This window comes from Brevibacterium rongguiense, from assembly GCF_009857845.1.
Lineage (GTDB): Bacteria > Actinomycetota > Actinomycetes > Actinomycetales > Brevibacteriaceae > Brevibacterium > Brevibacterium rongguiense.
The window spans coordinates 1-24,460 of record NZ_WWEQ01000004.1 but is presented as its reverse complement, the minus strand read 5'-3'; the positions used below and the strand labels follow the sequence as shown (position 1 = coordinate 24,460).

Sequence of the window (24,460 nt, the reverse complement as noted above, 5' to 3'; positions counted from 1 at the left end):
CGCGGTTTGCGCAGCCCTGCGCCGGATGCGAATGTGGTGCATGTCACCCGACCGGACGGCGGCCCGCCCGCCGAGAGGAGCATCGTGGACACGCACAGCACACGGCCGCAGGACGGCGCCCCCGCGGGGCGCGCGGATGCGGGGAGCACCGGCACGCCGAACACCGACGCGGAACAGGCAGCACCGGGGGCGGAGCGCCTCGCCCGCGGTCCGGAGGCGGCGACCGCCCCGGCGCGCGCGGCGGCGGGCCGGCCCACCCGGCGCACCCTCATCGCGGCGGGTGGCCTGGGCGCCGCGGGCGCACTGGCCTTCGCGGGTCCGGCGGCTGCCGAGCCGGAGTGGAACGTGCGCTCGGCACGGCCCGGTTCGGGCAACAGCCACGGGCACGGTCTGAAGAAGGGGCAGCGAGCCGATGCGCCGCGCAGCGTGCGCTCGAACGTCGTGCCCGCGGCCTACGAGCAGACCTCGGACGACCCCGCGGACTACGGCAGCTACGACCTCGCCGGCCGGCGCGCCAAGGACATCGACTACATCGTCATCCACGACACGGAGGCGGACTACGAGGGCACCCTGAAGATCTTCACGGACCCGAAGAACCAGACGTCGGCGCACTACGTGGTCGCCGGCAGCGGGCTCGTCACGCAGATGGTCGACGTCGCCGATGCCGCGTGGCACGCGGGCAACTGGCACTTCAACGGCCGCTCGATCGGCATCGAGATGGTCGGCCAGGCGGAGTCGAAGAAGGGCTTCACGCAGGCCCAGTACACCGCCGTGGGCCGCCTGGTGCGCTACCTGTGCAGGAAGTACGACATCCCCCTGGACCGCGAGCACATCGTGGGCCACGAGGAGGTGCCGGCGACCACGGTGGCCGGGGTGGCCAAGATGCACTGGGATCCGGGCCCGCTCTACAGCTTCGAGCGCCTCATCGAACGGGCCGGCGGCCGCATCGCCGGCCACGGCGGGCGCCACGCGAAGACCGTCGTCGCGGCGCCGGACGACCGGTCGAACACGATCGACTTCCGCAATGCCGACGGCACCGCCCAGCTGGGCCGCCAGGGCGTCTTCGCGGTGCCGGTGCGCACCGCCCCGCGCGACGACGCGCCGCTGTTCGCGGACCCGGGCCTGCACCCGGACGGCAAGGGCCCGGCCGTGCCCGTCATCAACGACTGGGGCTCGAACCTCACGGGCGGGCAGACGTTCGCGGTCGCCGGCCGCGCCCACGGCTGGACGCAGATCCACTACGCGGGGACGACGGCGTGGGTCAAGGACACGGATGCCGCGGGCCGGCGCGCGCTCGAGCCGGGCCGTGCGCCCCACGGGCTCGCGACGCCGCGCGGCAAGCGGACGGTCAAGGTCTACGGGGCCGCCTATCCGGGCGCCGCGGCCTTCGAACGGGCCGGCGTCGACGCGCCCAAGAACGAGGCGCTGCCCTACACGATCGAGCCGGGGGCGCGCTACGTGGTGGGCGGCCGCCTGCGCGGGTCGTACCAGGTGGCCGAGGACTACGGGAAGCCCGGCCGCTGGGTCCGCGACTCCACCGCGTGGGTCGAGGTGCGCATCGGCCACCGGGTGGGCTTCGTGCACGCCTCCGACGTGCGCATCGTGCGCTGAGCCGCCCCGGCCACCGCACGCCGCACCGCACGCCGCACCGCACGCCGCACCGCACGCCGCACCGCACGCCGCCGCCCCGGCTCAGCCCAGGCTGAGCCGGGGCGGCCGTGCGTCCGGGCTCAGTCCTCGAGGCGCTCGGAGAGATCGAGCCACTCGAGTTCGAGGTCGTCCTTCTCCGCGGCCAGCGCGCCGCGCTCCTGCGTGAGGGCGGCCAGGCCCGCGAAGTCGCTCTGGTCGTGGGCGGCCAGGCGCGCGTCGAGCTTCGCCAGCTCGTCTTCGGCGCGGTCGATGCGCCGCGCGATCGCCTTCGCCTCCTTGTCCAGCCGGCGCCGCTCGGCACTGGACAGGCCCGGCTCGCCGGCCCGCACCTCGGCGGCGGAGGCCTGACCGGCGCTGGTACCGGTGCCGGGCACCGTACCGTCCCCCGCGCCCGAGGCGCGCCCGGGCCGGGCCGTGGCCGCGGCCTCCTGCGCGCCGGCCAGGCGCAGGTACTCGTCGACCCCGCCGGGCAGGTGGCGCAGCCGGTGGCCGAGGACCGCGTACTGGTCATCGGTGACGCGCTCGACGAAGTAGCGGTCGTGGGAGATGACGAGGAGGGTGCCGGGCCACGTGTCCAGCAGGTCCTCCATGGCGGCGAGCATGTCCGTGTCCATGTCGTTCGTGGGCTCGTCAAGGATGAGGACGTTCGGCTCGTCCAGGAGGACGAGGAGGAGCTGAAGGCGGCGCGCCTGGCCGCCGGAGAGGTCCTTCACGCGGCTCTGGAGGACGTCGCCCAGGCCCAGCCTCTCGAGCAGCTGCGTGGGCGTGAGCTGGCCGGCGGCGGTGGAGACCTCCGTGGCGCGGCGGGCCAGGAGCTCGCGGATGCGGTCCTCGGCGATGTCGGAGAGGTCGCGCAGCTGCTGGTCGAGGATGGCGGTGCGCACCGTCTTGCCGCGCTTGACGCGGCCCGCCGAGGGCTCGAGCTGCCCGGTGAGCAGGTTGATGAGCGTGGACTTCCCGGCGCCGTTGGCGCCCAGCAGGCCGATCCGGTCGCCGGGGCCCACGATCCAGTCGGTGGGCTCGATGACGGGCTGCGCGTCCGCGTACGCGGCGGCCGCGCCCACCAGCTCGAAGACGTCCTTGCCCAGCCGGCTCGTCGCCATGGACACGAGCTCCACGGTGTCGCGCACGGGCGGCTCCCCGCTGATGAGCGCGTTGGCCGCGTCGATGCGGAACTTGGGCTTCGAGGTGCGGGCGGGGGCGCCGCGGCGCAGCCAGGCGAGCTCCTTGCGCATGAGGTTCTGCCGCTTGGCCTCGACCGCCTGGGCCTGTCGGTCGCGCTCAACGCGCTGGAGGACGTAGGCCGCGTAACCGCCCTCGAACGCGTCGACGGCGGCGTCGTGGACCTCCCACGTCAGCGTGGAGACCTCGTCGAGGAACCACCGGTCGTGGGTGACGACGAGGAGGGCGCCCTGGCCGGCGGGCCAGCGGCGCTTGATGTGCTCGGCCAGCCAGCGCACCCCGGTCATGTCGAGGTGGTTCGTGGGCTCGTCGAGGGCGAGGATGCCCCAGTCGCCCGCCAGCAGGCGGGCCAGCGCGGTGCGGCGGCGCTGGCCGCCGGACAGGTCGCCGATGCGGGCATCCAGGTCGATGCCCGTGCCGGTGAGCAGCCCGGAGACGACGTCGCGGACGTGGGCGCGCGAGGCCCACTCGTGATCGGGCACGTCGCCCACGACCGCGCTGCGCACGGTGGAGTCCGCGGGCAGGTCGTCGGTCTGGCGGAGGTAGCCGATGGTCGTGCCGCCGCGCGCGGTCACGCGGCCCGAATCCGGCTCGATGTCGCCGGAGAGGATGCGCATGAGCGTGGACTTGCCGTCGCCGTTGCGGCCCACGATCCCGATCCGGTCGCCCGCGGAGACGCCCAGCGTGACGCCGTCCAAGACGGTGCGGTTCGGGTAGGACAGGCCGATCGATTCGGCGCCGAGCAGGTGCACGGGACTCCTTGCGGTGGTCGAGGGCGTGGGGTGGGTTGGGTGGACGTGGGTGGGGCGCTGGGGCCGGGGCTGGGGCCGGGGCTGGGTGGCGGCTGGTGGCTCCGCGGCTGGGTGCCTCGGGCTGGGGCGGCACTGGTATCTGACGGTGATGCTGAGTGGGGCTGCGGGTTGTGATTGCTGGTGGGGACTGCTGGTCGCGACTGCTGATGGGACTGCGGGCCGAGTACGGGCAGTGCCCACCCAGTGCCCGCCCAGTGTGCGAGAGCCGCCGGGGATGCCCCAGGGCGCGGGCGCGCGCCGGTCTTCCCGGTGCTACCAGCATAGTTCGCGGCTGCACAGCGGATCGCTGGCGGCTGGGAGTGGCGATGCGAACGGCGATGAGGTGAGACGGGGAAAGAGGGAAGAGACGGGGAACGCGCAGCCGCGCGATCGACCACGCGGTTCAGTCGCGGGGCTCGGTGCGATCGGCGTCGCCTCCAGGGCCGGCACCGGCATCGGCATCAGCATTGGCATTGGCACGGTCTGCGACGGCCTGCGGCGGGGTCCTGCCGGACTCGGCGCGGAAGAAGCTCGAGCTGAGCATCTGGGTGACGATCGCGATGAACGCGACGTTGAAGGCCAGCTGAAGCGAGACGACGAGGCGGGCGAGCTGCCCGGAGGCGTGGATGTCGCCATAGCCGGTGGTGGCGAGCGTCGTCATGCAGAAGTAGAGGGCGTCGATGCGGGTGTGGATGCCGGAGACCTCGTCATCGGAGTAGATCGCCATGGCGTAGTAGGCCAGCGCAAACGCGATCGTGGTGATCTCGACGAGGATGAGCAGCTCGGGCACGCGCAGGCGCACCTCGCCCACGCGGCGGCGGTAGAACGCCTCGCGGATGATGATGAAGCCCACCCCCGTGATGCACACGGCGATGATGCTCAACCCGATCACCAGGCTGAGCAGGCTGCGCTCGGGGTGCATGGGGACCACGAAGTAGAAGACCACCATCGCGATGAGGAACCCCAGGTGAAAGGTCCAGTGGATGTTCCGCACGTGCAGGCGGGGGCGGGAGCTGTGCTGGCCGGCACGCGGCGGGCGGGCGGTGGGGCTCATGGGCCAATCCTGGCACGGAGCCGCGGACAGGAGCCGGGTCGAGTAGAGCCGGTGAGGGCCGCGTGGGTTGGTCCGGCGGTGCTGAGGGGCGGGCAGAGAGCGCAACACCGAGAGGTCGACGCCGGCTGGTGGCGTAGGTGGAGTTGATCGGTGGGAGGTGCGCCGGCCGGCGCGGAGCGGCTCTGGCCGAGGCGGGAGTTGCGTTGCTGGCAGCGTGGGCGGAGCCAGCGGTGTTGGGGCGGCCGCGGGCGTCCGCTCCAGGGCGCGGCGGTGCCGTCGGGTGGACGGTGGTGCCGTCGGGTGGACGGTGGTGCCGTCGGGTGGACGGTGGTGACAGACCGGGCCTCCTCGCAGGGCAAATGTGTTGACGGGCTGGGGTCCCAGCGGGCCTGCCTTCCCGGCGGGGCACACCTGTTGACGGATCGGATTCCCGGCGGGCCGGCATCCTGCCGGAGTGGGCGGTGCCGGGGGGCGGCGCGTCGGCCGGTTCGGAGCGGCACCGGTCGAGGCGGTACTCGCGTTGTGGGCAGCGCGGGTGGGGCCGACGCTGCTGGGGGCTGCCGCGCCAGGGTGCGGCGGTGCAGTCGGGTGGTCGGTGGTGACAGGCCGGGCTTCCTCGCAGGGCAAATGCGGTAAAGGGCCGGGTTCCCAGCGGGCCGGCCTCCTGCCGGAGTGGGCGGTGCCGGTGGGTGAGGTCTGACGGTGCCGTGGGCCGACCACCCGCGCTTGGCGACGAACTATTTTCGAACAGTTTTTCCATATCGAGTGCTCCGAGTCCTTTTTGGAGTTCTCGTGTCAGTACCTCCCCCTACCCTGGAATCAGCAAAGGCGAACCGCAACACGGTACGAGGCACCGCTGCCGAGCGAACAGAATTCGCGGTACCCGGCTCGGCACCGGAGAGGCGAAGGGAGGTGAGCCCCATGGCACCACCGGCACGACGCATTCCCGGATCCAGTGCCCTCCGGGAGCCGCGCCCGCACCGTTACGATGCGGCCGTATTCGCCGGCATCCACGAGGCCACCGCCCTCGCGAGCCGACAGCGGCTGCGGCAGCTGCTCGGCGCCGGGATGACCGCCCTCGACGCCGCCCTCGCCCACGGGGACCTCGACCGCCTCGGCATCAGCTCGGGCATGCTGCTGCGCACTGATTCCGATCTCGACGCCGATGACCAGGCACGCTGCGACGCCTGCGGCGACTGTGTGCCACCCGACCCCGGCGTCTCGTCTTCCATGCCCGACCAGTTCCGTGCTCAAGCACCGCACGGCACCCAGGCTCTGCACAGTGCTCAAGCTCCCAACGGCGCTCAAGCCCCACGCAGAGCAGTCGCCCAGCCGGCGTCGTTCGACGGCATGGACTCCGCTACCGCGGCAGAAGCCACTGCCACCGTCGACAGTCAGTACAGCCTCGAGGCCTGCACCTGCACGGCGGGCACGCTCGCCACCGACGACCTCCCTGCCGCCGACGAAGCGCTCTTCAATCTCCCCACCGCAGAACCGCGAGGACAGACCGCACCCACCGATGAGGCGCTGCCAGATCCCATCCCCTGGGCCGACCAGGTGCCCTATGACTGCGAGCTCATCCCCGTCGCCCGCATCCGCGCACTGCTGAACGCCCACGTTCCGCACGCCGTTCCCTCGCACGTGTACGACGGCACTCAGCAGCGGCTGGGCATGACGATTGCCCACTGCCTCGACATCACCGAAACCCGAGCAACCGGTCTCATCGCCGATGCGCTCACCGCCATCCTCGGACTGCCCGAGCTGACCGACCAGGCCCGCCGGGGCATCATCGACACCCGCAAACTCGAAACCGCGGCCCACCTCGGCGGTGACCTCTCCCTTGCCCAACTCACCCACGTGGACGCCCACCTCGCGGCGCTGAGCCCCGCCATGCGCCTGGCCGACTTCCGCCGCCACGCGGCGCGCCTCATCGCGACCCTGAGCGGTCCCGCCGAGGCCGCCGAACAGGTGCATTCCCAGCGGCGGATCGAATACTGGGCGAACCGCGACGGCAGCGCCACCCTGTGCCTCATCGGCCCCGTTGCCGAGGTGGCGGCGCTGCACGAGCGCGTGCGGGCGGTTGCTCGCGCGGTGCGCCGCAGTGAACTGGGCGCCTTCGGCCAGCAGGCGCCCGCAGGCACTCAGGTGGTCGATGAGCGCACCATCGGTCAGCTGTGCTTCGACATGCTCGCCTCGTACGCCCCGCAGGTCACCGTCCAGGCAGTCATCCCCACGCGGGATGATCTCACCGCTGACGGAGGTGTGGGGGCGAGCGCAGGCCGAAGCTCCGAAGGAGTGCCTGTCGCCGCCAGGGGTCCCGGGCAGGGCGCCACCTCCTCGTCGTCGCCGCCGACTGCGTGCTTCGCGCATCCCCACAGCTCTGCAACGTGCAACTCTGCGACGTCCGAAAACAGACGAACACCGAAGGCGCAGGGGCGAGGTGTGCCCGCACCGGCATCGGGCGGCGGCCCAGACTCAATCACCGGATCCCCACCGGCCAGGTGTGCGGTGGCCCATCCTGCACGAGCCCCCGTCGAGGCCTCCGCCTCCGGTCAGACCGTGGTCATCACTCTGACGTGCCCCACGAACGCGGAATGGCTTCGCCGCCAGGCCACCGTCGCACTCACCCTGCCGCTGCTGACCTACACCGGCGACTCCGACCTGCCCGGCGAACTGGCCGATGGCTCACCCGTTCCCGCCGACGCCGCCCGCCGCATCGCTGCTGGACAGTCCACCCTGCGCCGCATCCTCACCGATCCCGCGGACGGCCGCGTTCTCGACGCCCATGCCCGCTCCTACACGATCCCGGCAGCCCTGCGCGCGGTCGTGGAAGCGAAGTGGCAGCACTGCACCGCACCGGGCTGCACCCGTCGAGCCGATGCCTGCGAACTCGACCATCGCACCCCGTTCGACCATGCCGATCCTGCCGCCGGTGGGCGAACCGACTTCAGCAACCTCCATCCCCTGTGCAAGCGCCACCACCAGATGAAGACCGCGGGCATCCTCACCCCGGTGCGGACTTCGGAGGGCATGCTCACCTGGCAGCTCAACGGCGAACTCACCGCAAGGACCGCGGTGCCCGGCAACCCCATCAACTCCGCTCACGCCGAGCAGCTGCAGACCCTCATCGACTCCACCGACGGGCAGGCGCACTCTGCCGGGACTGCGTCCCCCACCGCGGACGCGCGCTCCGATCCACCGCCCTTCTAGAGCGAACGCTCGCGCTCGAGCGGACGCCCGCGATCGTCGCTGACCCATCACTCGGATGACCGGGAAGTCTCTCCCTCGAAGCGCCCAGCCACCCTGCGAGGGGGACCACGCAGCCGATGCCGGCCGCCCCGCCCGTGAGGATCATCGCCCTGAGAAGAGTCACTCCCCGCTGGGCGGCTGCCCTCTGTGTGAGGAGTCGGGAAGCGCACCGGTCGGAAGCAGGTCCGCGCCTGCAGCTGCGCACAGCGCATCCCTCACCTGCGGCGGGCAGAGGAACAACCGTGGTTCGAGCACCTCCCAACCGCGATGTTTGGTGCTGCGCGCCCAAGCCTCGTGGGCGGCGTCGATGCCCTTCGTGAGATCGAGGACACGACTGCCGGCACCGCGCACCTGTAGGTGATACATCCAGCGCGACCCATCCGCCTCGGTGCTGATGAATGTCGCCTCGAAGGCCATGTGCTCGTCGGTGAGTGATTCGAGGCACTCGTCGTAGCGCGCGTGCAGCATCGCCATCCAGTCGTCGAACCGTGCCTCCGCTGCTTCGAGCAGCGGGGCGCGCCAGAGTTCCATCACCGTGCCGGTCGGCACCGACGGCGGCATTTCGGGCCCAGCATCCGGACCGCTCGCGGGGTGGAACGGGATGGTCTCACGCATGATGATGACCCCGCTCAACCAGATCGGGGCCCGGTGGGAACCGCACTGGTTTCGATGGTCGCGTTCTCGGCCCCGGCGCATGGTCATCCCGCGCACTGTTGCTCTGCGCATCGTCATCCTGTGCACCGGCAAGCGGCTGCGGCGGACCACCGGTGCTGTCCTCACCATCCTCCAGCGCACAGGACCGGGCGCTCCTCGCCTCAGCCCCGGCAAACCACTCGTCTTCGAGGGCGGCGGTCTCCTGTGACTCGCTGCCCCATCGCCTGGGGCGCTCCGCGCTCAACCAGTAGATGCTCTCCGCTCGGCGCATGAAACCGTATTCGATGAGTTCGCGGCGCAAATAGGCGACGTCGCCGTGAGCGGAGCGCAGGAGCGCATTGACCTCGGTCTCCGAATAGCGCCGATCGCTCTCGAATCGGTGGAGCAGCTCGAGGAGGATCACCACGCGCTGCCGCCGCCTGGCTGGAATGGATCGAAGGGTTCCATCCAGGCGCAGGTCGCCGACGGCGAAGCTGCGCAGCGTCTTGTCCCGAAAGGCCTGCCCAAGTGCGAGCTGCTCGTCGCGTTCGGCCTGCAGCGCGCTGCGGGCCTGGGTGAAGTTCTCACCCGTGGCGCGCATCCGAGCGCGGATGCGGGCCTTGAAACCGGCGTGATGGGTCATGGCTGCTCCAACGCGGATCCGCGATTTCCACCCCAGCGGCGGATCCGGCTGTCTGCGTCATGGCGAGTGCGGTGCACGATGACAAGACCCGAGGATTCGCTCCCCTTCGCCCGATGCCACTCCGCGCTGGGGTGCGGAGGACCGAGCTGGGCGCTGAGCCGCGCCGGACTTCACACTACAGGAACCACGACCCGGACCCCAGATCCGCACAACCTGCGGGGCCTCGGCTTCCCGCGCACCTGCGGGCCGGTTCAGTGCCCGCCCGCCTCGATGAGCAGCACCCCGCCCATGACGAGGGCCAGGCCCAGGCCCATGAGCCACGTGAGCGACTCCTTGAAGAACACGGCGCTGAGCATCGCGGTCAGCGCAACCCCGGCGGCCGCCCACACCCCGTAGGCCACGGACAGCGGCATGCCCGCCGCCAGTGCAGCGGAGAGCAGCGAGAACGCGGCCACGTAGCCGACCGCCACGATCGCCCACCACAGCCACCGGCCAGGGCGCCGGCGTGCGCCCGGTACCGCAGCTCCACGGTGTGCCCCCGAGGCGCCATTCACCCCGGCCGTGGGATCCCCCGCGTCATCATCGAACACCTCGGCGACATCCTGGATCTCGGCCGCCACCACAGCGCGGGGCGTAACACCGCCAGCATCACGGGCTCCGTCAGCATCCCGAGCGCCACCAGGATGTCGGGTATCACCGGCGCCTCCTGCATCGCCAACACCCCCTGCACCCCGAGGGCCCCCTGCCCCGCCAGCAGCCCCCGGGCTGCCACCGGCGCCGGCATCGGAGCGCAGCGAGGCTGCCTTGAGCGACAGCGTGCCCGCCACCTCGCACAGCACGGCGAGCGCAATATAGAGCCAGCTCATGACCGCTCCTCCCCACGCAGCTCCGCGCACTCCTCGGCGCTGGCCGCGCCGGCCGCGCCGGCCGCATCGGCCGCATCGGCGTCGCTGGTTGTATCAGCTACATCGGCCGCACCGGCTGCATCGACCTCATCGGCCGCGTTGCCCCCGGCCGTCACACCGGCCCCGCAGACCGCGCCGGTCGCGCCAGCAGCCGCCCCGCTGACCGAGCCGGTCGCGCCGCTCGGACCGGTCAGGCTGCTCCCGCCCGCGGTACCGCCACCACTCCGGCTGCTCCCCTCAGCTCCGCCGGCTCCGCCAGCGCCGCCCGCCGCCGACTGCCCGTCCCGGTGCTCCCTCGGACTGGCCTGGTGCCCACTTCGAGCGGCCCGGCGCACATTCGAATGCTCGCCCTGCACGCCCCGGTCCGAACCCCGTCCACCCCCGCGAGAACCTCGGCCACTCCCGCGCCCGCTCCGCCCGGCCCGGTGCTCTCCGGCCTGCACGACGAACACGCCCACTGCCACGCAGCCGATGCCCACCCACATGACGGGGGTGATGGGCTCGGCGAAGATGAGGGCCGAGGCGAACGCGGTGAGCGTCACCCCGCACGCGCTCCACGTCCCATACGCGGTGCCGAGCGGCAGCCCCCACCGCAGGCACAGCGACAGGCCCCCGAAGGCGCACAGATAGCCCACCACCACGACGGCGTAGAGCCCCGGCGCGTCGAGCGCGGCCTTGAGCGAGAGGGTGGCGGTGACCTCGGCGACGATCGCGCCGGCCACGCACAGCCAGGCACGCCCCGTGCGCCCCGTGCGCCCGGCCTCAGGCACCCGCGGGCGCCCCGCCGCCCTCGATGACGTGCGCGCCTGCGGCCGGCGAGGTCACGCGGATGACGTGGCGGACATAGCGGCTGGCCTCGAGCATGACGGCCAGGTCGAGGGCGTGCGTGGAGTCGGCCACGAGGAAGCCCACGGTGGGCCCGGACCCGGAGATGAGCGCGGCCAGCGCTCCTGCCTGCAGCCCGGTGTCGATGACCCCGCGGATGTCCGGCAGCAGGTCGAGCGCCGCGGGCGCCAGGTCGTTGTGCACGGCACGGGCCAGCCGCTCCGGGTCCCCCGAGGCAACGGCCTCGAGCACGGGCGCGGGATCGAGCGTGCCGGGCCCTGCCTGCCCCGCCGCGCGCATCTCGTCGAGCCGCGCGTAGACGAGCGGGGTCGACAGCGACGCGGTGGAGGTCGCGAGCACCCAGTGGAACCGCCCGCTGTTCATGACGGGGCTGAGCACGTCCCCGCGCCCCGTGCCCAGCGCCGTCCCGCCGCGCAGCAGGAACGGCACGTCCGCGCCCAGCTCCACGGCGATCCGGTGGAGCAGCTCCGGCTCGTCGGCGCCGATGAGCTCGGCATAGGCGACCAGGGCCGCGGCCGCGTCCGCGGACCCGCCGCCCATCCCGCCGGCCACGGGCACGCTCTTATCGATGGCCACCTCGACCGGCACCCACAGCCCGGTCTCCTGCGCCAGCCGCTCGACGGCCCGCACGGCGAGGTTCGCTCCGTCCAGCGGCACGGGGATCGCGGCCCCGGCATCCACCTCGGCGGCGGTGGGGGCGAAGCGCCCGGTCACGGAGACGGAGGTGCAGGCGCTGATGTGCTCGGCGTCGTCGGCGGGCACCTGGGTGAGCGTGACGTCCTCGGCCGCGCCCACCGTCTGGAACACGGAGACGAGCGAGTGGTAGCCATCGTCCATCGCCTCGCCTACACCCAGCAGCAGGTTGAGCTTGCCGTAGGCCCGCGCCCGCACGGTCCGCGGCGCCAGCGGCAGCGGCTCCACGTTGGACTCCGTCATCGCGCCGCCTCCCCGCTGACCTGGGCATCCGCCGCCGAGGCGCGCCGGCCCCGCGCGCCGGGCTCGCCCGGGCCCACGCCCAGGCTGCGGGCGGCCCGCGCGATCGCGCAGTAGCCGTCGATGTCGATGACCTCGCCCCGGGCCCGCGGGTCGATGCCGGCGGCCTCGAGCACGCGGCCGGCGGCCTCCGCGCCCCCGGCCCAGCCGGCGAGCGCGGCGCGCAGCGTCTTGCGGCGCTGGGCGAACGCGGCGTCGACGACCGCGAAGACCTCGGCGCGACCCACCCCCGCGGTCTCCTCCAGGGGGACTGCCCGCCGCCGGATCCGCACGAGGCCCGACCCCACATTGGGCGCGGGCCAGAAGACGTTCCTGCCGATGTCCGAGCCGCGCGCCACGGTGCCGTACCACTGCGCCTTGACACTGGGCACCCCGTAGGTGCGGGAGCCGGGCTGGGCTGCCAGCCGGTCGGCCACCTCGGCCTGCACCATGACGAGGACGGTTTCGATGCCGGGGAACGCGGCGAGGAAGTGCAGCAGGACGGGCACCGCGACGTTGTAGGGCAGGTTCGCCACGAGCGCGCGCGGGCTCAGCGGCAGCGCGTCCACGCGCATAGCATCGGCATTGACCAACTCGAATACGGCTCCCGCCTGCTCCGAGCCCCCGTGCAGTTCGGCGATGGTGCGCGGCAGGCGCCCGGCGAGCAGCGGGTCGATCTCGACGGCCACGACCGGGTGGCCGGCCTCGAGCAGGCCCAGCGTGAGCGAGCCCAGCCCCGGCCCCACCTCGGCGACGGGAGCACCGGGCGGCAGCTGCGCCTCGGCGACGATCATGCGCACGGTGTTGGGATCGATGACGAAGTTCTGCCCCCGCTGCTTCGTGGGGCGCAGGTCCAGCTCGGCGGCGAGTGCGCGCACGGAGCGGGCGGTCAGCAGGGTCGTCACGCTCCCCACACTAGACGACGCCGGGGCCCGACACGCCCCGCTAGGCTTGCCCCCATGGACGCTGTGACCCTGTCGAAGCTCTTCGACCCCGCCGTCTACGGCCTCCTCGAGACCGTCGATGCCGCGCCCGGCGCCGAGCTCGCCACCGCCGCGCGCCTGCGCGCCGACGGCGTGGAGCCCGACGTCGCCGCGGCGCTGCTCACCCAGGCCCGCCTGCGCCGGGAAGCCGAGGCGAAGTTCGGCCCGTTCGCCGCGGACATGCTCTTCACCCGCGATGGGCTGGCCCAGGCCACCCGCCTGCCGGTCGCCGCCCACCACGCCGGGCGCATGCTCGCCGCGGACGCGGGCACGATCGCGGACCTGGGCTGCGGGATCGGCGCCGACGCCATGGCGTTCGCCGGCCTGGGCGCGAACCTCATCGCGCTCGACGCCGACGAGGTGACCGCCGGCATCGCCGCGTTCAACCTGCGCAGCTTCGACACCGCGACGGTGGAGCACGGCCGCGCGGAGGACTTCGACCTCGCCCGGGCCGGCGCCCTGTGGCTGGACCCCGCGCGCCGCGCCGGCACCACGGCCTCCGGCGCCGCTCGCCGACTGTCCGACCCCGAGGCGTTCTCCCCGCCCCTGACCTGGGCCTTCTCGGCCGCCCGGGAGGTCGACGCGGTGGGCATCAAGCTGGGCCCCGCACTCGACCACGCGCTCATCCCGGAGGGCTGGGAGGCCCAGTGGGTCTCCCACGACGGCGACGTCGTCGAGGTCGCGCTCTACGCCGGCGCCGCCCTGCGCCGGCCCGGGCGCAGCGCGCTCGTCATGGGCTCGGGCGGGGCCGCCGAGGTCCACGAGTCCGACCTGCCCGCAGGCGACGAGGAGGGCATCGGCACCGTGGGCGAGTACCTCTTCGAACCCGACGGTGCGATCGTGCGCGCGGGCCTCATCACCGCCCTGTGCGCCCCACTGGGCGCCCACCGCATCTCCGCGCCCATCGCCTACCTCACCGGCGACCGGCCCGCCAGCGGGGTCGCGGCCAGGCTCGTGCGCCAGTGGCGCATCGCCGAGGTGCTGCCGGCCGGGCTCAAGCCCCTGCGCCGCGCGCTCGTGGAACGGGGCATCGGGCGCGTCGTCATCAAGAAGCGCGGGGCGGACATCGACCCCGCGCAGGTCCGCCGCCGCCTCAAGCTGCCCGCCGGCCGCCCCGCCACCCTCGTCTTCACCCGCATCGGCGAGGACCACGTCGTGCTGCTCGCCGAGGAACTTGCCGACGCCCCCGGCGCTGAGCCGGCGCCCCCACGAGACTCAGGAGAGAGCACATGACCGCAGCGCCTCACACGTCCTCCCCACTCCTCGCGCCGGCGGAGCTCGCCGCGCTGCTCGAATCCCCCGCCCCGCCCATCGTGCTCGACGTGCGCTGGAGCCTCGCCCAGCCCGACGGGCGCGCGGACTGGGCGGCGGGCCACATCCCGGGCGCGGCCTACGTGAGCATGGACGACGACCTCGCCTCCCCCGACCATGCTGATCCCACGCGCGGGCGCCACCCGCTGCCCGATCCGGCCGACCTCGAGGCCGCCATGCGCCGCTGGGGCATCGACGACGACTCCGCCGTCGTCGTCTACGACGACAACCGCGCACTCGGTGCCGCCCGGGCCTGGTGGCTGCTGCGCTGGGCGGGGCTGTCCCATGTGCGGGTGCTCGACGGCGGACTGCGCGCCTGGCGAGCAGGCGGCCACCCGCTGGAGACGGCCGCCTCCGCCGCCCCGGGGGCCACAGACCGGAGCGAGACCCCAGCCCGTCGGCCGGGCTCGTTCACCATCCGCCCGGGTGCGCTGCCCACCCTCACCGCCGATGCGGCCGCCGAGCTGGCGCGCACCGGCGTCCTCCTCGACGCCCGGGCCGGCGAGCGCTACCGCGGGGAGACCGAGCCGCTCGATGCGCGCGCCGGGCACATCCCCGGCGCGCTCAACCGCCCGGCCACGGACAACACCGCCGAGGACACCCACGCCCTGCTGCCCCCGGAGCGGCTGCGCGCGGACTTCGCGCGCCTCGGCGCCGTGCCCGCAGCCCCCGCGGAACCCGCAGGCCCAGCGGATCAGGCTGGCCCAGCGGATCAGGCTGGCCCAGCTGCCCCCCAGGCCACCGCGCCGCGGGTGGGCGTCTACTGCGGCTCCGGTGTCACGGCGTGTCACAACGCGCTGGCGCTTGCGGTGCTCGGTGAGACCGCCGCGCTCTACCCCGCCAGCTGGTCCGGCTGGAGCGCCGACCCGGACCGCCCCGCGGCAACCGGCCCGCAGTAGCCCAGGCCAGCGCGCCCGTCTCCACTGCGCCCGCCACCTGGGCGGTCGCGGCAGGGCAACCTGGCGCGCACGTAGGATGGAGCAATGGTCACCTTCGCTCAGTCACCCCGTTCGACGCTCGGCGTCGAATGGGAGCTCGCCCTCGTCGACGCCCAGACCCTCGACCTCGTGCCCCGCGCGGGCGAGGTGCTCGACCGGCTCGCCGAGAGCCCGCGGGCCAAGAGCGCCGTCGTGGGCGAGATGCTGACGAACACCGTCGAGGTGGTCTCCGGGGTCCACACCCGCGTCGCGGACGCCGTGGGCGACCTCGACGAGACGATCGCGGAGCTGTCCGGCGTCCTCGGCGCCCAGGGCCTGCGCGCCATGAGCGCCGGCACGCACCCGTTCGCCAAGTGGCAGAACCAGGAGGTCACGGACAAGGAGCGCTACGCGGAGCTCATCAACCGCACGCAGTGGTGGGGCCGGCACATGCTCATCTTCGGCGTCCACACGCACGTGGGCATCGACTCGCGGGAGAAGGTGCTGCCCATCCTCAACTCCCTGCTGCGCTACGTCCCGCACCTGCAGGCGGTCAGCGCCTCCTCGCCCTTCTGGTCGGCCACGGACACCCACTACGCGTCGAACCGGGCCATGATGTTCCAGCAGCTGCCCACGGCCGGCCTGCCGTTCCAGTTCTCCAACTGGTCGGAGTATGAGAAGTACGTCTCCGATATGCGCCACACGGGCGTCATCGACGAGATCAACGAGATCCGCTGGGACATCCGCCCCTCCCCCGGCTGGGGCACGATCGAGGTGCGGGTGTGCGATGGCCTGCCCACCTCCGCCGAGGTCGCCGCGGTCACCGCGTTCGTCCAGTGCGTCGTCGACGACCTCTCCGAGCGCCTGGACCACGGCGAGACGCTGCCGACGATGCCCAACTGGTTCCACGTGGAGAACAAGTGGCGCGCCGCGCGCTACGGCATGGACGCGATCATCATCGAGAACGCCGCCGCCGAGGAGCGCCTCGTCACCGAGGTCATCGCCGACGAGGTGGCCCGCCTGGCCCCCGTCGCGCAGCGCCTGGGCTGCGAGGCCGAGCTCGCGGCGATGGACGACTTCGCCTCGATCGGCGCGAGCTACCAGCGCCAGCGCGCGCGGTTCGCGCAGACCGAGTCGCTCACCGAGGTCGCGCGGCTGCTCGTCGACGAGTTCTCCGCAGGCCGCCCGCTGGGCGGCTGAGCGCCCTCGGCCGGGCCCGCCGTGCGGCTCAGCCGCGCTCGAGCACGGCGCGCAGCGCGGGCCACGCGGCGGCGAAGCCGGGGTGGAGCTCGTAGTCCTCGACCCGGTCGAGCGGCACCCAGGCGAGCTCGAGGCTCTCGGCGTCGCTGATGGACTCCTCGAGTCGGCCGCGCGTGCGCGCGATGACCGTCGTGTAGCTCCACCCGTCCTTGTCGACGACGTGGGTGTCGAGGATGTCGATGTCCGCCTCCGCTGCGGGCACGCCGGCCTCCTCGCGGGATTCGCGCAGGGCGCCCTGCTCGGCCGTCTCGTCCGGGTCCTTCGCACCGCCGGGGATGCCCCACGTGCCGCCGTGGGCCGACCACTCGACGCGGTGCTGGAGCAGCACGCCGCGCTCGGGGTCGTGGAGCAGCAGCCCGGCCGCGCCGTACAGGCCCCAGAACTTCCCCTGGGGGGTCTCGATCCAGCCGTCGCCCGGGCGGCGGCGCTTCTTCAGCTCCTCCGCCGAGGGGCGGGCCGGCCGGCCGGCGCCGGCTCGGTGGGCGCCGTGAGCGCGGTCATCGGGTGCGGGGCCATCGGGTGCGGGGTCATCAGACACGCACATCACTCGCTTCCAGGGAGGAGGTCACGCCGAAGCCGGGGTCCGAGGGCGGCAGGCCGCGGCGCACGACCTCCGCCCCCAGCGCGGCGATCATGGCGCCGTTGTCCGTGCACAGGGAAAGCGGCGGGACCCGCAGCGCCACCCCGGCGGCGGCGCAGGCCTGGCCCAGTGTCTCGCGCAGCCGCGCGTTCGCGGCCACGCCGCCGCCCAGGAGCACCCGGTCGATGCCGGTGTCCTCGACGGCGAGCATCGTCTTGGCGACGAGCACGTCCACGACGGCCTGCTCGAAGCTCGCGGCCACATCGGCCTGCCGGGTGCGCCCGCCGTCGGCCGTCGTGAACCGCAGCGCCGCGGTCTTGAGCCCGGAGAAGGAGAATGCGTAGCGCCGCTCCGGCCGGCGCAGGTCCTTGCCGGTCATGAGCCCGCGGGGAAACGACACGGCGTGGGGGTCCCCGGGCCGGCCCTCGGGGTCGAAGGCGCCCGCGGCGGCCTTCGAGATGTTCGGACCGCCGGGGTAGTCGAGGCCGAGCAGGCGGGCGGTCTTGTCGAACGCCTCGCCGGCGGCGTCGTCGATCGTCGAGCCCAGCAGCTCGATCCCGTCGACGATGTCGTCGATGCGCAGGATCTCCGTGTGCCCGCCGGAGACCAGCAGGGCGATCGTGGGCAGCTCGAGGCCCGGAGCGTCCGGGGCCACGAGGTCGACCGCGACGTGGGCCGCCAGGTGGTTGAGCCCGTAGAGCTGCTTCCCGGTCGCGGCGGCGAGGCCCTTCGCGGCGCTCACGCCCACGAGCAGGGCCCCGGACAGGCCGGGTCCCGCGGTGACGGCGATCGCATCGAGGTCGTCCAGGCCCACCCCGGCGGTCGCGAGCGCCTCGCGGATCGCCGGGCCGATCGCCTGCACGTGGGCGCGGCTGGCGACCTCGGGGACCACGCCGCCGTAGCGCACGTGCTCGTCCATCGACGTCGCCACGGTGTTGGCGAGCAGCTGCGTGCCGCGCACGATCCCCACGCCGGTCTCATCGCAGGAGGACTCGATGCCGAGCACGAGCGGGCCGGCCGCGGCCCCGCCCGGGCTCATAGGAACGCCTCCTGCTGCCAGCCCTCGTCCGGGCCGGTCTCCGCCTCGTCCTCGGGCAGGCCGTCGGCGGCCAGCCGGGCGTAGCGGGCGTAGAGCTCGCCCTCGGAGATGTCCGCGCGGGGCTGGCCGAGGGCGTCGCAGAGCATGCGCAGGTGCGTCTCCCACACGGGGCCCACCTGCGCGATCGCGTCCGCGGCATCGTGGACGGAGGGGAACGTGTGGGCCAGCGCGATCCGCGTCTCGGCCGGCCCGCCGGGCTGCGGGTCGGCAACCGGGGTGAGCGTGAGGCCCAGGCGGCCCAGGCGGGCGGTGTCGAAGAGGACGTGGGAGTCCGGCTCGCAGGCGAGGATGTGGGCGACCAGCACCTCGTCGTCGAGCTCGAGCTCGACCGTGTCCTCATCGGCCCGGCGCCAGGGGGCGAACCAGCGCGCGCAGCGCTGCGGATCGGCGACGTAGGACCAGATGCGCTGCGGGTCGGTGTCCACCCGGGTGTCGATGACGAGGTCGGTGCCGTGCTCCCAGCCGGTGACGGTCGCATTGACGGGGGCGGAATCGGCGTACGGCATGGCCTCAGCGTACCAACGGGCCTCAGCGGGCCTCCGCTCCCCGGGACCGGGCGGGCAGCAGGGCGCGCATGAGGACGGCATCGGCGCCGCGGTAGTAGCCGGGCCGGGTGCCCACGGGCTCGAAGCCGCGCGCCGCGTAGAGGGCGAGCGCCGCCGCGTTGTCCGCGCGGACCTCCAGGTGGACGGCGCTGCAGCCGAGCTCCCCGGCGCGCGCGAGCAGCGCGTCGAGCAGCGCCCCGCCCAGCCCCCGGCCCTGCAGCGCGGGCTCCACGCCGATCGTGAGGATGTCCGCCTGGGGACCGGAGACGAAGAGGCCGGCGAATCCGGCGATGCCGCCGCCCCCGCTGTCCGCCTTGGGGCTGGGCTCCGCATTGTCTGCGCGGTCGACGAGGAATTCGGCGCCGGGGGTGGCGAGCTGGGACCAGTAGAACTCCTCGGTCCACGCATCGGGGCCGAAGGCGCGCGCGTCCACGGCGGCCACCGGTGCGATGTCGAACCACCGCATGCACCGGTGCGTCACGGCCGGCGCAGCGGCGCGGCGTCGGGCTCGCGCAGGTAGAGGGGCACGGGGTCGAGCAGGGGGCGGCCGGCGGCCAGCAGGCGCGCGGCCACGCGGCCCAGGTCCGCGGCGCTGGGCTCGAGGAGCGCGGGATCGTCGCTGACCGGCGCGCCCAGGGCGGCGGCGTAGAGGGCGAACCCGCGGCCCAGGCGCATGGGCTCCTCCCCCGGCGCGGCGGCGAGGCGCTCGGCCAGTGCGGCCGGGGCCCACACCTCGGGCCCGGCGGTGGCGATGGGCACTCCGGCCGCGTCGAGGCCCGCGAACCGGGTCGCGTAGACCTCGCGCCGCCGCGCATCGGTGGCGACGACGAGCTCGTGCCCGCCGGGGTGGGCGGCATACCAGCGCAGCGCGAGCGCGGCGTGGCTGGCGACGCCGGAGACCGGGGCGCCCGCGCCCAGGCCGAAGCCGATGCCCGCGGCGATCCCCGCGCGCAGGCCGGTGAAGGGCCCGGGACCCACGCCCACCACGACCGCGTCCGGGGCGGGGGCGAGCGCGGCGAGCTCGCGCAGGGCCGGCCCCAGCGATTCGGCGTGGCGGCGGGCGGCGTAGTCGGTGCGCTCGGCGAGGACCGCCTCGCCGTCGAGGACGGCGGCGCTCGCGGCGCCGGAGGTGTCGAGGGCGGTGATGATCACGGCCGGGCCCCCTGCCCGTCCCCGTCGCGGTCCGCGCTGTCCCGGTCCGCCGCGCCCAGGCCCGCCGCGCGCAGCCGCTCGCCCCATGTGCCGTGCGGGGTGAGGGCGATCGTGCGATCCTCGGTGGCGGGATCCGCGCTGATGGAGACCTCGAGGCGCTCGGCGGAGAGCTGCTCGGCCAGCCCCGCGCCCCATTCGATGACGGCGGCGGAGTCCGCGAGCGCGTCCTCGAGGCCCAGGTCGTCGAGCTCGGCGGCAGACCCCAGCCGGTAGGCGTCGACGTGGACGAGGCCGGGGCCGGCCCCGGTGGGGGCGTGCTCGCGGGCGATGACGAACGTGGGCGAGGACACGCGCCCGCGCACCCCCAGCCCGGCGGCGATCGACTGCGTGAGCGTCGTCTTGCCGGCCCCCAGGTCACCGGTGAGGATGAGCACGTCACCGGCGCGCAGGAGCCCGGCCAGGCGCTTGCCGAAGCGGCCCATCGCGTCGAGGTCGGCGATCGCGAGCTCCGCCGAGGCGGGGGCAGCTTGGACGGCTGCGGGCGCGGGCGCTGCCGGGTCCTCGGGCGGCCGGCCCACCGTCACCCGGTCGGCGCGCGGGCCCACCCGGGTGACGATCTCGTAGTTGATCGACCCCGACCATGCGCCCCACTCCTCCGCGCTGGGGCCTGTGGTGCCGTCGCCCATGACGATGACTGTGTCGCCGGGCGCGATCGGCAGGGCGTCCGGGGCGTCGGCGGGGCCGGTGTCCGCGATCATCTGGTCCATGGCGATGCGCCCCACGATGGGGAAGCGGCGCCCGCGGATGGTGACCTGCGCACTGCCCGAGGCCGCGCGCGGGATCCCGTCGGCATAGCCGCCGGCGATGAGGGCGAAGCGGGTGTCGCGGGGGGCGCGGTAGAGCAGCCCGTACGAGGCACCGTGGCCGGCGGGCACGTCCTTGACGGTGAGCACGCTCGAGCGCAGCTCCATGGCAGGGCGCAGGCCCAGCTCGGCACCCGTTCGGTCCGCGAAGGGGCTGAGGCCGTAGATGCTCAGGCCCACGCGCGCCAGGTCACCGGGCACGGGCGCCATCGACAGCGCGGCGGGCGAGTTCGCGCAGTGGACGAGGAGCTCATCGGCGCTGCCCCGCTCGGGGTGGGCGCGCAGCAGGCCGCGCAGGGACTCCACGCCGGCGCCGAACGCCGCGAGCTGCTCGGCGTTGGCCGGGTGGCCCACCTCATCCGCGCAGGCGAAGTGGGTCATGGCGCCCACGATCCGCACGCCCTGTGCGCCGGCCAGCGCGGGCAGCAGCGCGTCCAGCTGCGCGGCGGTGAGGCCGCTGCGGCCCAGGCCCGTGTCGAGCTTGACGTGGGCGAGCGCGGGCCGTCCGGCGGTCCGGGCCGCGGCCTCCAGGCGGGCGAGGCTGCCGGGGTTGGGCAGGCCCACCTCGATGCCCTCGGCCACGAGCGGCGCGAGGTCGGCGGTCTCGTCGTAGAGCCAGCACAGGATGCGGGTGCCGGCGCCCGGCTCCGGGGCGCCGGCCTGGGCGAGCAGCGCGCGCACGGCCAGCGCCTCGGCGGGGGTGGCCACGCCGAACTCGCGGATCCCCGCGGCCAGTGCGGCGGGCACGACGGCGCCCAGCCCGTGGCCGTAGGCGTCGGCCTTGACGATGCACATGAGGCGGCAGGGGGCGATGCGCGCCGCGATGGCCGCGATGTTGTGGGCCAGTGCCCCAGCGTCGATGCGCGCGCTCAGCGCCGACGGAATGCTCGGGGCCGACGGAGGGTTCGGCACCGAGGGGTCGGGCGATGCCGAGGGGGCGCTCACCTGCCCGCCTCCGACTCGCGCAGGGCGACGATGCGCGCCTCGAGCGCCGCGGGCAGGCCGGAGGCGTGGGTGGTCGCGTGCCCGGCCGCGCTGTGGAGGAGCACGGCCAGGCCCGCCACCAGGGCGAGGTCCGGCACCGGTTCGTGCTCGGCGGTCGTGGCGAGCAGCGCGCCGAGGACGCCCAGGAGCACATCGCCGGTGCCGGCGGTCGCGAGCGCCGCGGGACCGGGGGCCGGCGCGACGAGCGAGCCGTCGGGCCGGGCGATGACGGTGCGCGGGCCCTTGAGGAGCACGACGGCCCCCGTCGCCCGGGCGGCGGCGGTGGCGGCGGCGACCGGGTCGGCCTCGATGGCGGCGCGGTCGGGCGCATCGCCGGGCTCAAGCCGGCCGAGCAGTTCGGCGAGCTCGCCGGCGTGGGGGGTGAGCACGGCGGGGTGGCCGAGGGGCCCCTCGACGAGCGCGAGCGCGCCGGCGTCAAGGGCGACGGGCAGCCCGGACTCGCGGGCGTCCGCGAGGGAGGCGCGCATCTCGTACTCTGCGGGGGCCCCCGAGCCCAGAGCCCAGGCCTGGACGCGGCCACGGCCCGCCACCGCCTCGGGCGTGATGGCGAGGACCGCATCGGCCACGCGCCGCGGGCCCACGAGGCGCAGCATGCCCACGCCGGTGGCGATCGCGGCCACCCCGGCCAGGGCCGCGGCGCCCGGGTAGGCGTCCGAGCCGGCCACGAGGCCCAGCACGCCGCGGGTGTACTTGTGGTCCCCGCGGCGGGGGAACGGGAACAGCGGTGCGATGTCGTCCTCGTCGAGGGCCTGGACGCGCGGCTGGGCGTCGCCCATGTCGAGGCCGATGTCGACGAGCTCCACGCGGCCCGCCGCATCGGCGCCCCCCGGCAGCAGCAGGCCGGACTTGAGCGCACCGAACGTCACCGTGGTGTCCGCCTCGACCCACACCTCGCCGCGCTCGCCCGTGGTGGCGTCGACACCCGTGGGGACGTCGACGGCGATCGTGAGCTGGGTGCGTCCGAGCACACCGCGGGCGCCGGTGTCGGTCTGCCATTCGCGCAGGAGGTCCGCCAGCGGGGCCGGGAGGCCGGTGCGAGCGCCGGTGCCCAGGATCCCGTCGAGCACGAGGTCCGCGTCGGCGAGCGCCGCGCGCGCGGCGCCGGTATCCGCCGCTTGCGCCCCGGCGGCACGGACGGCGGCGAGACCGTCTGCGTGCGGGCGGCCCAACGCCTCGATGACGGTGACCGCTGCCCCCCGCGCGGCCAGCGCCGCCGCGGCGAAGAGCGCGTCGCCGCCGTTGTTGCCCGCCCCGGCGAGCACGGCGATGCGGGCCCCGGCGACGCGGCCGTGCGCCGCCACGAGCTCCCGGCGGCACACTGCGGCCAGGCCCGCGGCGGCCCGCGCCATGAGCGGTGCGCCGGCGGCGAGCAGCGGTTCCTCGGCGGCCCGGACGTCCGCGGCGGTGTAGCCCAGTCTCATGCCCGCTCCCCCTCCGGCCGCACATCCCCGGGCGCAGCGCGCGCTTCCTCGCGCGCCGCGCGCTCGAGCCGGCGGGCAGCCAGGTGGGCGAGGAAGCGGGCCTGGTCGCCCAGGGCCTCGTCGCTGTGGCGGGCGCGCGGCGAGTGGTTGACCTCGTGGGCGGCCGCGGCCTCCGGCTCGGATTCGAAGGCGGCGCCGATGTGGCCGTAGGCACCGGGCACGGCCATGAGGACGCGGGAGAAGTCCTCCGAGCCGGTGCGCGGGTGCTCCATCCGGTGGGTGCGCTGCGCGCCGTAGAGGTCAGCGAAGGTCTCGAGGTAGAACTCCGCCTCCGCGCCGTCGTTGACCGTGGGCGGCAGCACCGTCTCGCAGTCGATGTCCGCGTCCAGGCCGTGGCCGGTGACGATCGCGCGGACCAGGCGGGGCAGCTCCACCACCGCGCGCTCCGTGGTCTCCTGCGTGAAGGTGCGGATGCCGACGTTGAGGAAGGCCTCATCGGGGATGACGTTGGCGGCGGTGCCCGCGTGGAACTCGCCCACCGTGACGACGACGGGGTCGAAGGCCTCGAAGCGGCGGCTCACGTACTCCTGGAGCTGGCCGACGACCGCGGCGCCCGCCTGGATGGGGTCGAGCGCCTGGGCCGGGCGGGCCGCGTGGCCGCCGCGCCCGCGCACCGTGACGGCCATCTTCGAGAACGCGGCCATGAGCGGGCCGGGGCGCGAATACGCGTGGCCGAGCGCCTGATCGGCGGAGACGTGGACGCCGTAGGCCGCGATGACGGGGCTGCCGGCGGCCTCGAGGACGCCCTCGGCGAGCATCTTCCCGGCTCCGTCGAAGCCCTCCTCGCCGGGCTGGAACATGAAGACGACATCGCCGGCCAGCTCCGCGCGCGCCGCATGGAGGAGGTGGACGGCGCCGATGAGGCCCGTGACGTGCAGGTCGTGGCCGCAGGCGTGCATGTTGCCGTTCGTCGCGGCGAACTCGAAGCCGGTGGCCTCCGTGACCGGCAGGCCGTCCATGTCCCCGCGCAGCAGCACGGCCACGGGGCGCTCGGGGTCCCGGCGGCCGCCGCGCAGCACGACCGTGAGCGAGGACAGCCCCGCGCCCCGGTGCACCTCGACCTCGAGGCCGGACAGCGCCGCCTCGATGCGCGCCTGCGTGCCGGGCAGGTCGAGGCCGACCTCCGGGTGGGCGTGGATATTGCGGCGGATGGTCTGCAGCCGCGGCAGCAGGGCGGCAGCGTCCTGGGCGCTGGGAAGGCTCATGGGGACTAAGCGTAGTCGCTGGCCCGGGCCGGCCTACCCCTGCCCGCGGGCGGCGGCGCTGTCCGGCCTCGAGGTCGAGGTGCACCGGGGCGCGGGGCTGTCCTCGCTCACGGTCGTGCTGCGCGGCGGCCGCC

The 24,460-nt window shown here is 74.3% G+C and carries 21 protein-coding genes; 5 read left to right on the top strand and 16 right to left on the bottom strand.

The window, feature by feature from the left end; genetic code table 11:
- Window positions 1-84: 84 nt before the first annotated feature.
- Window positions 85-1,611 (top strand): N-acetylmuramoyl-L-alanine amidase, encoded by a 1,527-nt coding sequence (locus tag GSY69_RS01575; protein WP_160952145.1) that lies wholly within the window; start codon window positions 85-87, stop codon window positions 1,609-1,611.
- A 119-nt stretch (window positions 1,612-1,730) separates the two neighbouring features.
- Here GSY69_RS01575 and GSY69_RS01570 read toward each other — a convergent pair whose 3' ends face one another.
- On the bottom strand, window positions 1,731-3,584 hold the full coding sequence (locus GSY69_RS01570; protein ID WP_160952144.1) for an ABC-F family ATP-binding cassette domain-containing protein: 1,854 nt from the start codon (window positions 3,582-3,584) through the stop codon (window positions 1,731-1,733).
- Between the two features lie 442 nt (window positions 3,585-4,026).
- On the bottom strand, window positions 4,027-4,677 hold the full coding sequence (locus tag GSY69_RS01565) for a potassium channel family protein (protein WP_160952143.1): 651 nt from the start codon (window positions 4,675-4,677) through the stop codon (window positions 4,027-4,029).
- A 921-nt stretch (window positions 4,678-5,598) separates the two neighbouring features.
- On the opposite strand from GSY69_RS01565, the gene GSY69_RS01560 reads away from it, so the two are divergent.
- Entirely contained in the window at window positions 5,599-7,887 is a 2,289-nt protein-coding gene (locus GSY69_RS01560; RefSeq protein ID WP_160952142.1) for an HNH endonuclease, read from the top strand.
- A 159-nt stretch (window positions 7,888-8,046) separates the two neighbouring features.
- Here GSY69_RS01560 and GSY69_RS01555 read toward each other — a convergent pair whose 3' ends face one another.
- From GSY69_RS01555 to rsmA, 6 genes are all read right to left on the bottom strand, one after another.
- A complete protein-coding gene (locus GSY69_RS01555) occupies window positions 8,047-8,541 on the bottom strand; it encodes a DUF6176 family protein (RefSeq protein WP_160952141.1) in 495 nt (164 codons plus the stop codon).
- Window positions 8,534-9,202, bottom strand: coding sequence for a DUF2087 domain-containing protein (locus GSY69_RS01550; RefSeq protein WP_160952140.1), 669 nt, complete (start codon window positions 9,200-9,202; stop codon window positions 8,534-8,536). Before GSY69_RS01550 ends, GSY69_RS01555 begins: the two co-directional genes overlap by 8 nt.
- Window positions 9,203-9,453: 251 nt before the next feature.
- Window positions 9,454-10,068 carry a DMT family transporter gene (locus GSY69_RS15320; RefSeq protein ID WP_407924998.1) on the bottom strand — a complete coding sequence of 205 codons (615 nt, stop codon included), beginning with the start codon at window positions 10,066-10,068 and terminating at the stop codon, window positions 9,454-9,456.
- Complete coding sequence (locus tag GSY69_RS14360) at window positions 10,065-10,877, bottom strand: DMT family transporter (RefSeq protein ID WP_328698716.1); 813 nt, start codon at window positions 10,875-10,877, stop codon at window positions 10,065-10,067. The genes GSY69_RS15320 and GSY69_RS14360 overlap by 4 nt, the downstream gene beginning before the upstream one ends.
- Complete coding sequence (locus GSY69_RS01535) at window positions 10,870-11,889, bottom strand: 4-(cytidine 5'-diphospho)-2-C-methyl-D-erythritol kinase (RefSeq protein ID WP_160952139.1); 1,020 nt, start codon at window positions 11,887-11,889, stop codon at window positions 10,870-10,872. The genes GSY69_RS14360 and GSY69_RS01535 overlap by 8 nt, the downstream gene beginning before the upstream one ends.
- Entirely contained in the window at window positions 11,886-12,830 is a 945-nt protein-coding gene (rsmA, locus tag GSY69_RS01530; RefSeq protein ID WP_160952138.1) for a 16S rRNA (adenine(1518)-N(6)/adenine(1519)-N(6))-dimethyltransferase RsmA, read from the bottom strand. The genes GSY69_RS01535 and rsmA overlap by 4 nt, the downstream gene beginning before the upstream one ends.
- Before the next feature lie 54 nt (window positions 12,831-12,884).
- Between rsmA and GSY69_RS01525 the strand changes: the two genes are divergently transcribed.
- The 3 genes from GSY69_RS01525 to GSY69_RS01515 all read left to right on the top strand — a co-directional run bounded on the left by GSY69_RS01525 (window position 12,885) and on the right by GSY69_RS01515 (window position 16,336).
- Entirely contained in the window at window positions 12,885-14,141 is a 1,257-nt protein-coding gene (locus GSY69_RS01525; RefSeq protein ID WP_160952137.1) for a class I SAM-dependent methyltransferase, read from the top strand.
- The gene (locus tag GSY69_RS01520; protein ID WP_160952136.1) at window positions 14,138-15,118 is read left to right on the top strand and encodes a sulfurtransferase; all 981 of its coding nucleotides are present in this window, start codon (window positions 14,138-14,140) and stop codon (window positions 15,116-15,118) included. The genes GSY69_RS01525 and GSY69_RS01520 overlap by 4 nt, the downstream gene beginning before the upstream one ends.
- Before the next feature lie 84 nt (window positions 15,119-15,202).
- Entirely contained in the window at window positions 15,203-16,336 is a 1,134-nt protein-coding gene (locus tag GSY69_RS01515; protein ID WP_160952135.1) for a glutamate--cysteine ligase, read from the top strand.
- Window positions 16,337-16,364: 28 nt separating this feature from the next.
- Here the strand turns inward: GSY69_RS01515 and GSY69_RS01510 are convergent, their stop codons facing one another.
- Genes GSY69_RS01510 through GSY69_RS01475 form a run of 8 tightly spaced genes read right to left on the bottom strand, consistent with a single transcriptional unit; the run spans window position 16,365 to window position 24,326 of the window.
- Window positions 16,365-16,940, bottom strand: a complete 576-nt coding sequence (locus tag GSY69_RS01510) for an NUDIX domain-containing protein (RefSeq protein WP_160952134.1) — start codon at window positions 16,938-16,940, stop codon at window positions 16,365-16,367.
- Window positions 16,927-18,015, bottom strand: a complete 1,089-nt coding sequence (gene tsaD, locus GSY69_RS01505) for a tRNA (adenosine(37)-N6)-threonylcarbamoyltransferase complex transferase subunit TsaD (protein ID WP_160952133.1) — start codon at window positions 18,013-18,015, stop codon at window positions 16,927-16,929. Before tsaD ends, GSY69_RS01510 begins: the two co-directional genes overlap by 14 nt.
- Window positions 18,012-18,581: an SRPBCC family protein gene (locus GSY69_RS01500; protein ID WP_160952132.1), complete on the bottom strand. Its 570-nt coding sequence runs from the start codon at window positions 18,579-18,581 to the stop codon at window positions 18,012-18,014. Before GSY69_RS01500 ends, tsaD begins: the two co-directional genes overlap by 4 nt.
- Before the next feature lie 22 nt (window positions 18,582-18,603).
- Complete coding sequence (locus tag GSY69_RS01495) at window positions 18,604-19,086, bottom strand: GNAT family N-acetyltransferase (protein ID WP_202410726.1); 483 nt, start codon at window positions 19,084-19,086, stop codon at window positions 18,604-18,606.
- A gap of 11 nt (window positions 19,087-19,097) precedes the next feature.
- Window positions 19,098-19,772 carry a tRNA (adenosine(37)-N6)-threonylcarbamoyltransferase complex dimerization subunit type 1 TsaB gene (gene tsaB / locus GSY69_RS01490; protein ID WP_160952130.1) on the bottom strand — a complete coding sequence of 225 codons (675 nt, stop codon included), beginning with the start codon at window positions 19,770-19,772 and terminating at the stop codon, window positions 19,098-19,100.
- Entirely contained in the window at window positions 19,769-21,580 is a 1,812-nt protein-coding gene (gene alr / locus GSY69_RS01485) for an alanine racemase (protein WP_160952129.1), read from the bottom strand. Before alr ends, tsaB begins: the two co-directional genes overlap by 4 nt.
- A complete protein-coding gene (locus GSY69_RS01480; RefSeq protein ID WP_160952128.1) occupies window positions 21,577-23,061 on the bottom strand; it encodes an NAD(P)H-hydrate epimerase in 1,485 nt (494 codons plus the stop codon). Before GSY69_RS01480 ends, alr begins: the two co-directional genes overlap by 4 nt.
- Window positions 23,058-24,326 carry a M20 metallopeptidase family protein gene (locus GSY69_RS01475; RefSeq protein WP_160952127.1) on the bottom strand — a complete coding sequence of 423 codons (1,269 nt, stop codon included), beginning with the start codon at window positions 24,324-24,326 and terminating at the stop codon, window positions 23,058-23,060. Before GSY69_RS01475 ends, GSY69_RS01480 begins: the two co-directional genes overlap by 4 nt.
- Window positions 24,327-24,460 lie beyond the last annotated feature (134 nt).

Coding starts and splice junctions, on each gene's coding strand:
- GSY69_RS01525 (WP_160952137.1), top strand. CDS start 12,885: ATGGACGCTGTGACCCTGTCGAAGCTCTTCGACCCCGCCGTCTACGGC.
- GSY69_RS01475 (WP_160952127.1), bottom strand. CDS start 24,326: ATGAGCCTTCCCAGCGCCCAGGACGCTGCCGCCCTGCTGCCGCGGCTG.
- GSY69_RS01480 (WP_160952128.1), bottom strand. CDS start 23,061: ATGAGACTGGGCTACACCGCCGCGGACGTCCGGGCCGCCGAGGAACCG.
- GSY69_RS01500 (WP_160952132.1), bottom strand. CDS start 18,581: ATGCCGTACGCCGATTCCGCCCCCGTCAATGCGACCGTCACCGGCTGG.
- GSY69_RS01535 (WP_160952139.1), bottom strand. CDS start 11,889: ATGACGGAGTCCAACGTGGAGCCGCTGCCGCTGGCGCCGCGGACCGTG.
- GSY69_RS01515 (WP_160952135.1), top strand. CDS start 15,203: ATGGTCACCTTCGCTCAGTCACCCCGTTCGACGCTCGGCGTCGAATGG.
- GSY69_RS01510 (WP_160952134.1), bottom strand. CDS start 16,940: ATGTGCGTGTCTGATGACCCCGCACCCGATGGCCCCGCACCCGATGAC.
- GSY69_RS01520 (WP_160952136.1), top strand. CDS start 14,138: ATGACCGCAGCGCCTCACACGTCCTCCCCACTCCTCGCGCCGGCGGAG.
- GSY69_RS01550 (WP_160952140.1), bottom strand. CDS start 9,202: ATGACCCATCACGCCGGTTTCAAGGCCCGCATCCGCGCTCGGATGCGC.
- GSY69_RS01560 (WP_160952142.1), top strand. CDS start 5,599: ATGGCACCACCGGCACGACGCATTCCCGGATCCAGTGCCCTCCGGGAG.
- tsaD (WP_160952133.1), bottom strand. CDS start 18,015: ATGAGCCCGGGCGGGGCCGCGGCCGGCCCGCTCGTGCTCGGCATCGAG.
- GSY69_RS01495 (WP_202410726.1), bottom strand. CDS start 19,086: ATGCGGTGGTTCGACATCGCACCGGTGGCCGCCGTGGACGCGCGCGCC.
- GSY69_RS01565 (WP_160952143.1), bottom strand. CDS start 4,677: ATGAGCCCCACCGCCCGCCCGCCGCGTGCCGGCCAGCACAGCTCCCGC.
- GSY69_RS15320 (WP_407924998.1), bottom strand. CDS start 10,068: ATGAGCTGGCTCTATATTGCGCTCGCCGTGCTGTGCGAGGTGGCGGGC.
- GSY69_RS01555 (WP_160952141.1), bottom strand. CDS start 8,541: ATGCGTGAGACCATCCCGTTCCACCCCGCGAGCGGTCCGGATGCTGGG.